11 protein-coding genes are annotated in these 14,920 nt (G+C 58.7%); 10 read left to right on the top strand and 1 reads right to left on the bottom strand.

The features are described from left to right. Window positions 1-35: 35 nt before the first annotated feature. Complete coding sequence (locus Q1K07_RS01265) at window positions 36-1,319, top strand: arylsulfotransferase family protein (RefSeq protein ID WP_300306616.1); 1,284 nt, start codon at window positions 36-38, stop codon at window positions 1,317-1,319. Between the two features lie 173 nt (window positions 1,320-1,492). On the opposite strand, the gene Q1K07_RS01260 is transcribed toward Q1K07_RS01265, so the two are convergent. Beyond that, complete coding sequence (locus Q1K07_RS01260; protein ID WP_300306613.1) at window positions 1,493-2,422, bottom strand: LysR family transcriptional regulator; 930 nt, start codon at window positions 2,420-2,422, stop codon at window positions 1,493-1,495. A gap of 121 nt (window positions 2,423-2,543) precedes the next feature. On the opposite strand from Q1K07_RS01260, the gene Q1K07_RS01255 reads away from it, so the two are divergent. The 9 genes from Q1K07_RS01255 to Q1K07_RS01215 all read left to right on the top strand — a co-directional run bounded on the left by Q1K07_RS01255 (window position 2,544) and on the right by Q1K07_RS01215 (window position 14,753). Beyond that, window positions 2,544-3,653 carry an S-(hydroxymethyl)glutathione dehydrogenase/class III alcohol dehydrogenase gene (locus Q1K07_RS01255; protein WP_300306610.1) on the top strand — a complete coding sequence of 370 codons (1,110 nt, stop codon included), beginning with the start codon at window positions 2,544-2,546 and terminating at the stop codon, window positions 3,651-3,653. Window positions 3,654-3,838: 185 nt separating this feature from the next. Then, complete coding sequence (gene fghA, locus Q1K07_RS01250; RefSeq protein ID WP_300306607.1) at window positions 3,839-4,696, top strand: S-formylglutathione hydrolase; 858 nt, start codon at window positions 3,839-3,841, stop codon at window positions 4,694-4,696. Between the two features lie 476 nt (window positions 4,697-5,172). After that, on the top strand, window positions 5,173-6,306 hold the full coding sequence (locus Q1K07_RS01245) for a GlxA family transcriptional regulator (protein WP_300306604.1): 1,134 nt from the start codon (window positions 5,173-5,175) through the stop codon (window positions 6,304-6,306). Between the two features lie 188 nt (window positions 6,307-6,494). Continuing rightward, the gene (locus Q1K07_RS01240) at window positions 6,495-7,538 is read left to right on the top strand and encodes a dipeptidase (protein WP_300306601.1); all 1,044 of its coding nucleotides are present in this window, start codon (window positions 6,495-6,497) and stop codon (window positions 7,536-7,538) included. Between the two features lie 95 nt (window positions 7,539-7,633). After that, entirely contained in the window at window positions 7,634-8,203 is a 570-nt protein-coding gene (locus tag Q1K07_RS01235) for a 4-vinyl reductase (protein WP_300306598.1), read from the top strand. A 1-nt stretch (window position 8,204) separates the two neighbouring features. Then, complete coding sequence (dgcA, locus tag Q1K07_RS01230; RefSeq protein WP_300306595.1) at window positions 8,205-10,283, top strand: dimethylglycine demethylation protein DgcA; 2,079 nt, start codon at window positions 8,205-8,207, stop codon at window positions 10,281-10,283. Between the two features lie 213 nt (window positions 10,284-10,496). Next, on the top strand, window positions 10,497-12,506 hold the full coding sequence (locus tag Q1K07_RS01225) for a (Fe-S)-binding protein (RefSeq protein WP_300306592.1): 2,010 nt from the start codon (window positions 10,497-10,499) through the stop codon (window positions 12,504-12,506). After that, window positions 12,503-13,879, top strand: coding sequence for an electron transfer flavoprotein subunit alpha/FixB family protein (locus tag Q1K07_RS01220; RefSeq protein ID WP_300306589.1), 1,377 nt, complete (start codon window positions 12,503-12,505; stop codon window positions 13,877-13,879). Before Q1K07_RS01225 ends, Q1K07_RS01220 begins: the two co-directional genes overlap by 4 nt. After that, window positions 13,869-14,753, top strand: coding sequence for an electron transfer flavoprotein subunit beta (locus Q1K07_RS01215; RefSeq protein ID WP_300306586.1), 885 nt, complete (start codon window positions 13,869-13,871; stop codon window positions 14,751-14,753). The genes Q1K07_RS01220 and Q1K07_RS01215 overlap by 11 nt, the downstream gene beginning before the upstream one ends. The last annotated feature ends 167 nt before the right edge of the window (window positions 14,754-14,920 follow it).

The raw sequence follows: 14,920 nt of genomic DNA, 5'->3' as shown, positions 1-14,920 counted from the left end.
TGCGAGTGCCGCCCAAATGAAAGGATGTCTGCTCTGTGAAATCGTCTTTTTCTGACCGTATAGGTTCTATTGTCTTCATCGTGTCGCTGGTTGTCATTGCTGTGATTTATGGCGCTTTCGCGGCCTGGCGCAACTGGTTTCCTGCCCCACAAGTCGAGCTTGCGCAGCGTACACTGACTGATATTGCCAAGAACTGGAAGAATGACTATGGCCTGGAGCCGACACGGCATCTTGTGGCCCCGGGTGGTGCTGATACCGATACAGGACCGGATCGCAGTGAATCCGGAAAGTTCTCGGCGGATGGCTATGTGCTCATCGCTGGCCTGAATGAGAACCAGGATGAGTCATTCCATGTGGTTCGTCTGTTTGATAATGACGGCAACGAGGTATATCGCTGGCCGGTGCATTACGACAAGCTTGATACCGAGCATGAACCGCAGAATGTCATGTTGCATGGCATGGAGGTCATGGAAGATGGCTCGCTGATCCTGACTTTCGATGCTGGTAATGCCATTGCACGCATCGACGCCTGTGGTGAACCGATGTGGGTACAGAACGGGGCTTACCACCATTCCATTACCCGCGATGGCGAAGGGCATATCGTGACCTTGTTTAAAGATGGCGTGGCATGGCTCGATGAAGATACCGGGGAGGTTCTGAAACGGCTGGATATCAAAGAGGACATGGTCCCTGCGGATGGTGGCATGCAGCAGGCCATGCTCGATATTCGTACTCGTACCCCCGAAAGCGCGAGTGAGAAAATCCGCCGTCTGAACGATCCATTTCATATCAATGATGCCGAGCCTCTGCGTGCGGATATGGCAGATGCCTTCCCAATGTTCGAAGCAGGCGATGTCTTGCTCAGTATGCGTGAGCTGAACCTCATCACTGTCGTCGATCCCGATACCGGGCGCATGAAGTGGTGGCACTATGGCCCCTGGTTCAAGCAGCATGACCCGGATTTCGAGCCCGATGGCACCATCACTGTGTTCGACAATGCGACAGGTTCAGGGGCCACCAAGATTCGTCAGATCCGTCCCAGCGAGCAAGGGAGGGAGACTGTCGAAACCGTCTTCGCGGGGTCCGATCAGGTGCCTTTCTATAGCTGGCGGCGTGGTAAACATCAGACATTGCCGGATGGCAATATCCTGCTTACCGAGGCGGAAGGTGGTCGTGTTCTGGAGGTATCGCCGCAAGGTGAGTTGGTCTGGGACAAGCCGATGGTCTGGGATGAGGAGAACAACCTGATCACCACCGAGGCCCGCTTTGTGCCGAAGGACTTCTTCACCAACGGTGTGCCCAGCTGCAGCAGCAAATAGCCCCAACGCCAGGTGCCACTACAAGCACATGGTGTCGTGAGCTCCTCACCCCCGAATGGCCTTGAAGCGGATGGGAATCTGCTGGAGCGCTGTTCGGGGGTTCTTGTTGGCGCTCATTACTCAATATCAGTAACGCCCAGGGTTGTTCATGAGTTCAAGGCTGTTCATGGCGCTCAGGGCTGTTCATGGCGCTCAAGGCTGTTCATGGGCTCAGGGCTGCGTGGCGGCAAGCGCCTGGCCAGTTGTTCGGCAAGGTAGTCGATGACCAGGCGTACCTTGGGGGAGCGCTGGCGGTGGTGGGGTGTCACGGCCCAGACCCCGGTGTCACTGTGGCGGTAAGCGTCGAGGACAGAGATCAGTTGTCCTTTGGCCAAGTGCTGCTCGACGTAGTAATCCGGTAGCTGGGCCAGCCCCAACCCCTTGAGTACGGCGTCGAGCAGCGCCGGGCCTGAGTTGGCTTGCCATGGTCCCCGAACGGTGACCTCCCGAGCGATGCCATCCACGGCAAATCTCCAGCGATCCCTGGAACCATGCAGGCAGCGATGGCGTCGCAGCTCCGAAAGCGTGTGGGGTTGTGGGTAGTGCTGAAAGTAATCTGGAGACCCGACAACATATTCACGGCGATCGGTGAGGCGGCGGGCAATCATCGAACTGTCTTCCAGTGCGCCCATGCGAATACCGATATCGAAACCTTCCTCGATCAAGTCCACTTTCCTGTTGGTGAAATGCAGGCGAACGCTGAGCTGTGGATATTGTGTCAGCAGGTCATTGATCAACGGGGCAATATAGCGCTCGCCAAAGGTAGTGGCGCAGGTCAAGGCGATCTCTCCCCGAGGCCGGGCCTCGAAGTCGCGCAGTACCGCGTCGGCATCACGAAAGCCGTCCACCAATGCATCGCATTGCTCGTAATACAGACGGCCGGCTTCCGTTAGGCGAATACGCCGCGTAGTGCGGTACAGCAGTGGTGCGTCAAGGCGCTTCTCCAAGGCAGCGATCTGACGGCTGACATGGGAGCTGGAGACTCCCAGGCGCTGAGCTGCACTGGCGAAAGAGCCGAGGCGGACCACCTCGACAAAGGCTTCTATGCCGGCCCAAGGATGCATGACGATCTTTCCATTATTGCAATATGGCAACAATGTTATGCCGTTGATGCTATTTATCCTAGTCTGCCATGGGGGCTAGACTGCGAAGCATATGCATCATCCATCTTGTCAGGAGAAACACATGAAATCTCGCGCCGCCATTGCTCTGGAAGCGGGCAAGCCTCTTACGCTCACAGAAATCGACGTACAGGGGCCCAAGGCTGGAGAAGTGCTGGTGCGCATGGTGGCCACCAGTGTATGCCACACGGATGCCTACACGCTGTCCGGGTCGGACCCGGAAGGTCTGTTCCCTGCGGTGCTGGGGCATGAAGGTGCTGGCATTGTCGAGGAGGTGGGCGAGGGTGTGACCAGCGTCAAACCGGGTGATCATGTCATTCCGCTCTACACTGCCGAGTGCGGCAAGTGCAAGTTCTGCCTTTCGGGCAAGACCAACCTGTGTGGTTCAGTGCGTGCGACTCAAGGCCAGGGGGTGATGCCGGACGGCACCTCTCGCTTCTCTCTGGAAGGCAAGCCGCTGTACCACTACATGGGCACTTCCACCTTCAGTGAATATACCGTGGTGCCGGAAGTTTCCCTGGCCGTCGTGTCCAAGGAAGCTCCCATGGACAAGATCTGCCTGCTGGGCTGTGGCGTGACCACCGGTATTGGCGCAGTCCTCAATACTGCCAAGGTCGAGCCGGGCGCCACCGTTGCCGTGTTCGGCCTGGGTGCCATCGGTCTGGCAGTCATCCAGGGTGCGCAGATGGCCAAGGCCGGGCGCATCATTGCCATTGACGTCAATCCGGACAAGTTCGAGCTGGCGCGCCAGTTCGGTGCTACCGACTTTGTCAATCCCAAGGATTACAGTGATCCGATTCAGCAGGTCATCGTCGATCTGACCGATGGCGGTGTGGACTATTCCTTTGAATGCATCGGCAACGTCAATGTCATGCGTTCTGCCCTGGAGTGCTGTCACAAGGGCTGGGGCGAGTCGATCATCATCGGGGTTGCCGGTGCTGGCCAGGAAATCTCTACCCGTCCATTCCAGCTGGTCACCGGACGGGTGTGGAAAGGTTCTGCCTTCGGTGGCGTCAAGGGCCGCAGCGAACTACCAGGCTACGTGGACCGCTACATGAATGGCGAACTGAAGATTGATGAATTCATCACGCACGACATGCCGTTCGAGAAGATCAACGAAGCCTTCGACCTGTTGCATGCTGGCAAGAGCATTCGCACGGTGCTGCATTTCTGAGCCTGAACTCCCGGGGATCTGAACTCACCCCCCCGGGTTCAAGTTCCTGAACGAAAAGGGGCCGAGCGGGGTTCTGAGCGCAAGGGTTCTGAGTCAAACAGCCTGGAACCCAAGGGCCTGGAAAGCTCGGACTCCTTCCATCCGTTTGAATGCCATTGAACCGACTGTCATCAGAGAGTGCTCCCATGTCGATATCCGAACAACTGGAACTGGTCAGTGCCAATCGCAGTCATGGCGGTTGGCACAAGCGTTACCGTCATCGCTCGCGGGCACTGGATTGCGAGATGACCTTTGCCATCTATCTGCCTCCCCAGGCGGAGACCCAGAAAGTGCCATTGCTGTGGTGGTTGTCCGGGCTGACCTGCACCGACGAGAACTTCATGCAGAAGGCCGGTGCTCACCGGCTGGCATCGGAGCTGGGGGTTGCCATCCTGTGTCCTGATACCAGTCCCAGGGGGACGGACCTGGCCGGTGAACACGATAGCTATGACCTGGGCTCCGGTGCTGGTTTCTATGTCAATGCCAGCCAAGCCCCCTGGTCGGCTCACTATCGCATGTATGACTACATCACCGAGGAATTGCCTTCGGTGGTACATCAGCATTTCCCGCTTAATGGCCGGGAATCGATCAGCGGACATTCGATGGGGGGGCATGGGGCCTTGATCATGGCCTTGCGCCGTCCTGGCCACTATCGTTCGGTCTCGGCCTTCGCGCCGATCGTCAATCCCACACAGGTGCCCTGGGGGCGCAAGGCGTTCAATGCCTATCTGGGGGACGATATCAGTCAGTGGAGCCAATACGATGCCTGCGAACTGGTAGCTCGAGGGGCTTCCCGCCAGCCGCTGTTCATTGATCAGGGTGAAGCGGATGACTTCCTTGAAGAGCAGTTGTGCCCGGAGCGTCTGGAAGCCGTATGCGCCAAGCATGACCACCCGCTGACGCTGCGCCGTCAGCCTGGCTATGATCACAGTTATTATTTCATCGCCAGTTTTATCGATGATCATCTGCGTTACCACGCGGAACGCTTATATGCACAGCGCTAGGTTTGCGCGACTCTAGGTTTGCGCGACTAGGCATGCGCGATAAGTGCCTGTGCTTGCTCATGTCACGCAGGTGATAAACCCAAAGTAGTAGAGATAAGTAGCAATAAAGTCTGAGAAAAACCTGTTGGGACCTCTGTTCCAACAGGTTTTTTTATCGATTTTTCCCCATGCAACAGAGGGTTGTGGAGAGGTGGAGCGTCTCTCAGGCGACCTGTAATGTTCCAGAAACGACATCATTGTCGCAATTCATTATGTTGTGGTCGTGCGATAGTAATTTTTGCTGTGCATTGTTGCACTGTTCCAGAATACATTTCGCTTGAACTCGTCGGCAAAACTCCTGACTCGTGATCTGGTCGCAACGACTGGCTCTATCCATCGAGCGATACCTCCCGGCGGGCTGCATACTGACCTAATAACAACACCAGAAAGGTGGCGGATTAGCAGACTGCGGTATCCCAGCCACGATGGAGGTGACCATGACCGTGAATAATAACGCGATGCCGCGAGGCACCGCGCCCCAGACCATTGGCTTTTTGCTGCTGGATGACTTCACCCTGATTTCCCTGGCGTCGGCGATCGATCCCCTGCGGATGGCCAATCAGCTTTCGGGCCAGGAGCTGTATCGCTGGTATACCCTGAGCCTGGATGGTGCCGTCGTGCAGGCCAGCGATGGCTTGACCGTGACACCGGATGCATCGACGTCAGTGCCCTTGTCGCTGGATATGATCGTGGTCTGCGGAGGTGTTGCTCCGACGCGTACGGTCAAGCCGCAGCATGCCACATGGCTGCGTCACCAGGCCCGTCACGTAAGCCGCTTCGGCGCGGTATGTACCGGGGCCTGGGCCCTGGCCCGGGCCGGGCTGCTGGAAGGCTATGAAGTCAGCACCCACTGGGAGTGCCAGGCAGCATTGCAGGAGGATTTCCCTGGAATCTCCCTGACATCGAAGCTGTTTTCCATCGACCGAGAGCGTTTCACTGCTTCCGGTGGTACCGCCCCTCTGGACATGATGCTGACATTGATTGCACGTGATCATGGCCGTGAGCTGGCGGCGGGGATCTCCGACATGTTCATCTACGACCGGGTACGTAGTGAGCAGGATCAGCAGCGCGTTCCTCTCAAGCATGTCCTGGGCACTACCCAGCCACGCCTCCAGGAGATTGTCACCCTGATGGAGGCGAATCTGGAAGAGCCCATCGATCTCGATGAGCTGGCCAGCTATGTCAACCTGTCACGTCGTCAGCTGGAACGATTGTTCCAGCGTAACTTGAAGTGTTCTCCCTCGCGCTATTACATGCGTCTGCGCCTGAACCGGGCCCGTCAGCTGCTCAAGCAGACATCCATGTCGATCATCGACATCGCGGCGGCCTGTGGTTTCGTTTCCACGCCGCACTTTTCCAAGTGCTATCGCGAATTCTTCGGCTTCCCTCCGCGTGAAGAACGCTTGGGCTGGAGTGCCTTTACGCCAGCAATGGCTGCCTCGGCCGTGCCTGAACCCGTGCCAGCACCATTGCATAGCAAGAACCTGGAACCTATTTCCCAGGCCATGGCGGCGCTGGAACATGCTCGTGGGGAGCCTACCTACGGTACTTGCCGAATCATTTCGGCCTGACGCCATTTGCTAGCTTTTCTCATCTCTCTCCTCTCATTTCATGGCCGTTGGTCTCTGACCGACGGCCATGACGTTTTTGGAATTCTGGCCGTCGCTATCAGGAGCCGGAGGTACTGAAGGCGGCGCTATCCTGCCGGCATGACGCGTCCTTCGGACGCGAGCTCCATTCACCGGACAGGATAATCGCGATGAATTCTCCTATAACTCAGCCCCCTGCCACCCAAACACCCTCGACCCAAGGTCAGGGGCAGTCCGGGGATGCTGCCTCTCTGCACCGTGAGGCGACGGTGATCGACGGTCTGGTCATTGCCAAATGGAACCGTGAGCTGTTCGAGGACATGCGTCGTGGTGGGCTTACCGCGGCAAACTGCACGGTGTCCGTCTGGGAAGGTTTTCAAGCGACGGTAGACAACATTGTGTCTTCCAACGCGCTGATGGAAGAGTGCAGCGACCTGGTGCGTCCAGTGCGAACCACCGCCGATATTCGCCGCGCCAAGGAAGAGGGCAAGACCGGCATCATCTTTGGTTTCCAGAATGCCCACGCCTTCGAAGACCAGATTGGCTACGTGGAAGTCTTCAAGCAGCTCGGTGTGGGTATCGTGCAGCTTTGCTACAACACCCAGAACCTCGTGGGCACCGGTTGCTATGAGCGTGATGGCGGTCTGTCCGGTTTTGGACGGGAAATCGTCGCTGAAATGAACCGCGTCGGGGTGATGTGCGACCTGTCGCATGTCGGTAGCAATACCTCACAGGAAGTGATTCTCGAGTCCAAGAAACCTGTGTGTTACTCCCACTGCCTGCCTTCAGGGCTGAAGGAGCACCCGCGCAACAAGTCCGATGAGGAACTCAAGTTCATCGCCGATCATGGCGGTTTCGTCGGCGTGACCATGTTCACTCCCTTCCTGCGTGCCGGCGTCAACGCCACCGTCGATGACTATGTCGAAGCCATCGAGTACGTGATGAACATCGTTGGTGAAGATGCCATCGGTATCGGTACCGACTTCACTCAGGGCCACGACCAGAACTTCTTCGAGTGGCTGACCCATGACAAGGGCTACGCCCGTCGTCTGACCTCCTTTGGCGAGATCATCAACCCCAAGGGCATCCGCACCATTGGCGAGTTCGGCAATCTCACCGAAGCCCTGCTGCGTCGCGGCATGAGCGAGCAGCAGGTGCGCAAGATCATGGGTGAGAACTGGGTAAGAGTTCTCAAGGACGTCTGGGGCGAATAAGCCTGCCTTCTCCTTATTGAAATCGAGTGCTGAAACCGAGTGCTGAAGCCGGGTGTTGTTCACCCGTCACAACAAGATATTTCGAGGTAACAACCGTGACCAAGATGGCCCCTGAGCTGCCGATTGAAGTGGATGTCGAGACGGGTGTGTGGACCACTGACGCCCTGCCGATGCTGTACGTACCACGACACTTTTTCATCAATAACCATGTCGCAGTAGAGGAGGCCCTAGGGGCTGAACGCTATGCCGAGATTCTTTATCACGCCGGTTACAAGAGTGCCTGGCACTGGTGTGAGAAAGAGGCTGAATTGCATGGCCTGGAAGGTGAAGCCGTATTTGAGCATTACATGAAGCGCCTGTCCCAGCGTGGCTGGGGCCACTTCATTACCGAAGCCATTGATCTTGATGCGGGGACTGCAGCGGTGCGTCTTGAGCACAGCGCTTTCGTCTACCAGCTCGGCAAGGTCGGACGCAAGATCGAATACATGTTTACCGGCTGGTTTGCCGGGGCCCTGGATCAGATTCTGCAGGCCCGTGGCAGCTCGCTGCGTACCGTGGCACTGCAGACCCAGAGCGCTGCCGAGTCCGGATGTGAGGTTGGCCGTTTTGAGGTGCAACCCTTGACTGCCACCCAGCAACAGACCGGCGAGGGTCGAGGAGTCTGACATGGCTTTTGATGCTATCTTCCAACCGATCCAGATTGGCAGCCAGACCATCCGTAACCGCGTGGTCAGCACGGCCCACGCCGAGGTTTATGCCACCGATGGTGGCATGACCAGCGAGCGTTACGTCAAGTACTACGAAGAAAAGGCCAAGGGTGGCTGTGGCCTGTGTATCTGCGGTGGTTCTTCCGTCGTGTCCATCGACAGCCCCCAGGGCTGGTGGAGTTCGGTGAACCTGTCCACCGACCGCATCATCCCGCATTTCCAGAATCTCGCTGATGCCGTGCACAAGCACGGCGGCAAGATCATGATCCAGATTACCCATATGGGACGTCGTTCCCGTTGGGACGGATATGATTGGTCGACATTGCTGTCACCTTCCGGCATTCGTGAGCCAGTCCACCGGTCTACCTGCAAGACCATCGAGGAAGAAGAGATCTGGCGTATCATCGGTGACTTCGCTCAGGCGGCGCGCCGAGCCAAGGAAGGTGGATTGGATGGCGTTGAGCTGTCTGCTGTCCACCAGCACCTGATCGACCAGTTCTGGAGCCCGCGCGTCAACAAGCGTGAAGACGAATGGGGCGGTAGCTTCGAGAATCGCATGCGCTTTGGCATGGAAGTGCTCAAGGCGGTACGTGCCGAAGTCGGTAATGACTTCGTTGTCGGCATGCGTATCTGTGGTGATGAGTTCCATCCTGATGGCCTCACCCACGACGACATGAAGCAGATTGCTGCCTACTACGATGCCACTGGCATGATCGACTTCTTTGGTGTGATTGGCTCCGGTTGCGATACGCACAATACCCTGGCCAACGTCATTCCCAACATGTCCTATCCGCCGGAGCCTTTCCTGCATCTGGCGTCGGGCATCAAGGAAGTGGTCAGTGTGCCGGTGATCCATGCCCAGAACATCAAGGATCCGACTCAGGCCAACCGCATTCTCGAGGGTGGTTATGTAGACCTGGTCGGCATGACGCGTGCGCACATTGCCGATCCGCACCTGATCGCCAAGATCAAGATGAATCAGGTTGATCAGATCAAACAGTGCGTTGGTGCCAACTACTGCATTGACCGCCAGTATCAGGGCCTCGATGTACTGTGTATCCAGAATGCTGCCACATCCCGCGAGTACATGGGCCTGCCGCATATCATCGAGCCGACAGAAGGCGCCAAGCGCCGTGCCGTGGTGGTCGGTGGTGGTCCCGGTGGCATGGAAGCCGCCAGAGTCCTGGCCGAGCGTGGCCATGAAGTGACCCTGTTCGAGGCCGAAGATGCATTGGGTGGCCAGATCACCTTGGCAGCCAAGGCACCGCAACGCGACCAGATTGCCGGTATCACCCGCTGGTATCAGTTGGAGCTGGCTCGCCTTCAGGTCGATCTGCGCCTGGGGACTCGCGCCGACGTGGCGACCATTCAGGACCTGCGCCCGGATCTGGTGGTGCTGGCCACGGGTGGGCAACCGTTCCTGTCTCAGTATCCGCAATGGGGCTATGACGCTGATCCGGAAAAGAGCCTGGTCGTGAGTACCTGGGATATCCTTTCCGGCAAAGTGGCGCCGGGCAAGAACGTGCTCATCTACGACGCCATCTGTGAATTCTCCGGGGTCTCCACGGCTGACTTCCTGGCGGACAAAGGGGCCAAGGTCGAAATCGTCACCGACGATATCAAGCCTGGGGCTGCCGTGGGCGGTACCACGTTCCCCACGTATTACCGCAGCCTCTACGAGAAGGAAGTCATCATGACGGGCGATCTCATGTTGCATGAGGTCTACCGTGAAGGCGACAAGCTCGTGGCCGTGCTGGAGAACGAATATACCGGCGCCCAGGAAGAGCGAGTGGTCGATCAGGTGGTGGTGGAGAATGGCGTGCGTCCGGATGAGGCGCTGTATCTGGAGCTCAAGGCTGGGTCTCTCAACCACGGCCAGGTGGATCTGGAAGCGCTTTATGCGGCCGAAGCCCAGCCGTGCCTGGAGAAGCTCGGCAATGGCGAAGGCTTTGTCCTGTTCCGTCTAGGTGACTGCACTGCGCCGCGCAATACGCATGCAGCGATCTATGATGCGTTGCGGTTGTGCAAGGACGTCTAATCGAGATCGAGAGCCGTAAGTAATGAGTTTTAAGCGGTAAGTAAAACCTAGCAATAGCCACTGTTGAGTCATTGGGCTGGCAAGAGTTCAGCGCTGTGCACTTGTACTCGAGACTGCTGGCTTACGGCTTACGGCTTACGGCTTACGGCTTACGGCTTACGGCTTACGGCTCCATTGTCGTTCTTGCAGCCTGAATTGCCTGAGGTACTGGCTATGCTGAATACTCTTCTCCCTATGTTGCTGTTGGCAGTGCTGGCGCTGGCTGTGGTCGGTGCTGCCAGGCGCATTGCTTTGTGGCGGCGGGGCAGGCCGTCACCGGTTCCGGTGCTTGCCGGGCTGATGGCCATGCCGCGTCGTTATCTGGTCGATCTCCACCATGTCGTGGCGCGTGACAAGGTCTTTGCCAATACCCACGTGGCCACTGCTGGTGGTTTTGTTGCGGCGGCGGCTCTGTTGCTGGTGGTGTACCTGGTTCCGCTGCCCGGCAGCGTAGAGACGGTGCTGGAAGTGCTGTTGCTGCTCTTCAGTGCCACGATGTTCGTTGGTGCGCGGCTGGTGGCCAAGCGTCGCCGTCATCCGCCGGCAAGATTGTCGAAAGGCCCTTGGATGCGGTTGCCGAAAAGCCTGCAGGCCTTTTCGGCCAGCGTCTTTCTGATCGCCCTGGCCAACCTGGGCCTGCTGCCGGAGGGATTGATCTCTGGCGTGATGGGCTGGGCCCTGGCCGCTGTTTTACTGGTCGCCCTCGGGCTTGGCCTGGCTGAGTTGTTGCTGGGCATGACCTGGGGTGGGCCGATGAAGCACGCCTTTGCTGGCGCCTTGCATCTGGCTTTTCACCGCAGGGCGGAGCGCTTCTCTACTCGCAAGTCTGATCGCGAGGGCAAGGTCCATCGCTCCACGGGACTCAAGGCGCTGAATCTCGAGGATGAAACTGCACCACTGGGTGTGGCAACGCCCGAAGACTTCACCTGGAATCAGCGCCTGGGTTTCGATGCCTGTGTGCAATGCGGGCGCTGCGAAGCAGTATGCCCGGCCTTTGCCGCTGGTCAGCCGCTCAACCCCAAGAAGCTGATCCAGGACATGGTGCTGGGCATGACCGGTCGCAGCGATGCGGCTTATGCCGGATCTCCCTATCCGGGCAAGGCGGTGGGTGAGCATCAGGGCAACCCTTCTGGTCCGATCGTGGTCGAGGCGGGTGGTGCGCTGCTCGATGCGGATACTTTATGGTCCTGCACGACCTGTCGCGCCTGTGTCGAAGAATGCCCGATGATGATCGAGCACGTCGATGCCATCGTCGACATGCGTCGCTTCATGACGCTGGAACAGGGGCAGACACCGGGCAAGGGCTCGGAGGTCATCGATAACCTAATTGCTACCGACAACCCCAATGGCTATGCGCCGGCAGCGCGCATGCACTGGGCGGCAGATCTCTCCTTGCCATTGATGCGTGATCTCGGTCAGGTCGATGTGCTGCTGTGGTTGGGCGATGGCGCTTTCGACATGCGTAACCAGCGCACCCTGCGTGCATTGGTCAAGGTGCTGCGTGCTGCCGGGGTGGACTTCGCCGTGCTCGGAGACGAAGAGCGCGATAGCGGAGATGTGGCACGTCGCCTGGGCGATGAAGCCACCTTTCAGCGCTTGGCCAAGGCCAATATCGCGACCCTGGAAAAGTACCGTTTCCAGACCATCGTCACCTGCGATCCGCACAGCTTCCATGTGTTGAGCAATGAGTATGGTGCCTTTGGTGGCCACTATCGTGTGCGTCACCACAGTACCTACATCGATGAGCTGATGGCGGCTGATCGCTTGAGTCTGCGCAGCTGGAAAGGCGGCTCAGTGACCTATCACGATCCCTGCTATCTCGGCCGATACAATGGCGAGTATGAAGCGCCACGTCGGGTGCTCACGGCGCTTGGCATCGAGCTGAACGAGATGCAGCGCTCGGGCTTCCGTTCACGTTGCTGTGGCGGTGGCGGTGGTGCGCCGATTACCGATATCCCCGGTGAGCGCAGGATTCCCGATATGCGCATGCAGGATGTCGCGGAAACCGGAGCAGAACTGGTCGCGGTGGGTTGTCCGCAGTGTACTGCCATGCTCGAGGGTGTCGTGGATGCCACCGCCCAGGTGCGTGATATTGCCGAGTTGGTGGCAGATGCGCTGGTTAGCGAGGATGCATCCGGAAAAGAACGTGCTGCCAGGCCTCAAGTTGTGGAGGTGAGCCCATGAGTTCGTCCAACCAGGACCGGGTGCGGAGAGATCCGCGCCTGGAGTGGATTGCTCGCAATCGCCTGCACCCAGAGCATGAACAGGCGCTTGCTGCCCTTGGCCAGGTCGGTGGATCGGCCCTTGCCATTGAATGGATGGGGCCCAATGGCCGCATGCGCCGCAACCCCCATGCCGTGGGCTTCATCGGCCCCAATGGGCGCAAGCGTATCGACCGCAGCGGTGCCCAGGTAGGTGCGACGGATAGCTTGCGCGGCAGGGCGGGCAATACGGCCAAGCAAGACAATCGCCGCCAAGTGGATATTGCCGAGCCGGACTTCTTCATCGCGGTGGTGCCGGATACGGGTAGTGGTCGCCTGACTGAGCATGATCGAGACCTGTTTGGTCTGGCCCGGAGGCTGGCGGATCAGCCTGGGGTCGAGCAAGGTGCCGTGCTGGCCGTTGTCTTCGGTGACAGCATTCCCGAAGGCCTCGATGAAGCTGGTGCGGACCGTGTCGTCTGCTTCCCGATAGCCTCCGGATATGCGCCGGAGGAACGCCTTGCTGCGCTGATGTCTCTGGAAGCGGCCTTGCTGCCACGTCATTGGATGTTGCCTGACACCGTTCTCGGTGGCGGTGATCTGGGGCGTCGTCTCGCTGTGCAGCTTGGTGAGCGTCCGGCTTGTGGCCTGTGGCGGGTGGATGAGGACGAGCAGGCCGCCACGGGGTGGAGCTGTGTGTGTCGGTCTGGTTCCGGGCGCTGGGATCAGCCGCGCCCGTTGCCACGTGTGGCTATCGCGTTGGCTGAATGTGCTGAGCCAGTCGTGGAAACACGCCATGCCGCCGCCGAGGTGGAGGGGCTGGACCTGGTAGCCATTCAGGCCAATGAAGGAGCCGGCGAGGTTATTGGCTCATCCATTGAAGACCTGGGAGCCGTGGCGGTGGATCCGTCTGCCATCGCCCTGGATGAGGCCGAGTTCATTCTGTCCGCAGGCAATGGTATTCGTGACTGGGAGGGTTTCCATCACGCGGCCAGGGTGCTTGGGGCCACGGAAGGGGCATCCCGAGTGGCCGTGGACGATGGCTTCATGCCGCGTAACCGCCAGGTGGGCGCTACCGGTACCTGGGTCAGTGCCCGGGTCTATGTGGCGGTGGGCATCAGTGGTGCCATTCAGCACCTGCAGGGCATCCAGCGCTGCGACAAGGTGGTTGCCATCAACAGTGATGCTGGTTGTGACATGGTCAAGCGCGCCGATCTTTCAGTGATTGGTGATTCTGCTGAGGTACTGCAGGCATTGGCGACGCTGGTCGAAGCCTCACGTGGTGAAGCGACTTCACAGCAACAGGCAACACCGTCTGATGTTCATGCTCTCAAGGAGGTTCGTGATGTCGCTTGAGCCATCTTCTGTCAATTCGTCATCCGTCGCCTCGGCATCTACGCAAGCCCTGAATATCGATGTGCTGGTCTCGGTGGGGCGGCATTCTCTCACCGAGCGCCCGCGTCGGGCGGACCTTGATGCCCGGGCTCTGGAACTGGCATTGCGTCTGCGCGATCAGCGAGGTGCTCAGGTCAACGCCTGCCATGTTGGTGAAGGCGGCCAACGGGCAGGGTCGGATACCGAAGCGGCGCTGCGGGACTATCTAGGCATGGGGCTTGAACACCTGACCTGGATCGATGCACCGCAAGGCTCGGATGCGTTGGGCCTGTTGGATGAACACCTGCGCGCAGGTCAGGTTTCGGCTGGTCCGCGGCTGGTCCTGTGTGGCATGCGCGCCGAACAGGGTGAAGGTTCCGGTCTCTTGCCCTTCCTGCTCTCTGAGTCCCTGGGCTGGGCTTATGTGCCGGCGGTGGTCGAGGTCGAAGACGTCGCATCAGAGGATGGTCACTGGTACACGACGGTGCTGCAGGCATTACCGCGAGGCCAGCGTCGTCGTCTGCGAGTCCGGTTGCCGGCATTGCTCGGCATCGATGCTGCGGCGGCGCAACCACGCCAGAGTGCCTTTGGCCCCGCGCGTCGTGGACGTATCGAACAGCGCCAGCTGGAGACGAGCGTGATCGCAGACGAAAGCCTGGCCAACTGGCCATTACAGCCCGCGAAGCCACGTCCCAAGCGCTTGAAGATCGTCACCGCGACCAATGCTCGGGATCGTTTCAAGGCGGCTGCGGCAAAAGCCGAAAGTACCGGAGGCAAGGTCCTGCAGGATGTCAGTCCCGAACAGGGGGCCGAGGCCGTGTTAACCTTGCTGAAGGAGGAAGGGGTGTTGAGATAGGTGAAACTTTGACTATTGATGAGTTTGCATCATCTCCTTTCGATATTGCTACTTTAGAGAAGTATTGTTTGGTCAGGCAGACTCAAGATAGCACGCCAGAGAAAGTATCAGTGCCAGGTTTCCGGTCCGAGAACCTGGCACTGATTTTCTGAAATAGCAAAGAAAGG

It is taken from the genome of Halomonas sp. (assembly GCF_029263665.1).
Lineage (GTDB): Bacteria > Pseudomonadota > Gammaproteobacteria > Pseudomonadales > Halomonadaceae > Halomonas.
The sequence above is the reverse complement of the archived record's forward strand: the minus strand, read 5'-3'. Positions and strand labels throughout refer to the sequence as shown.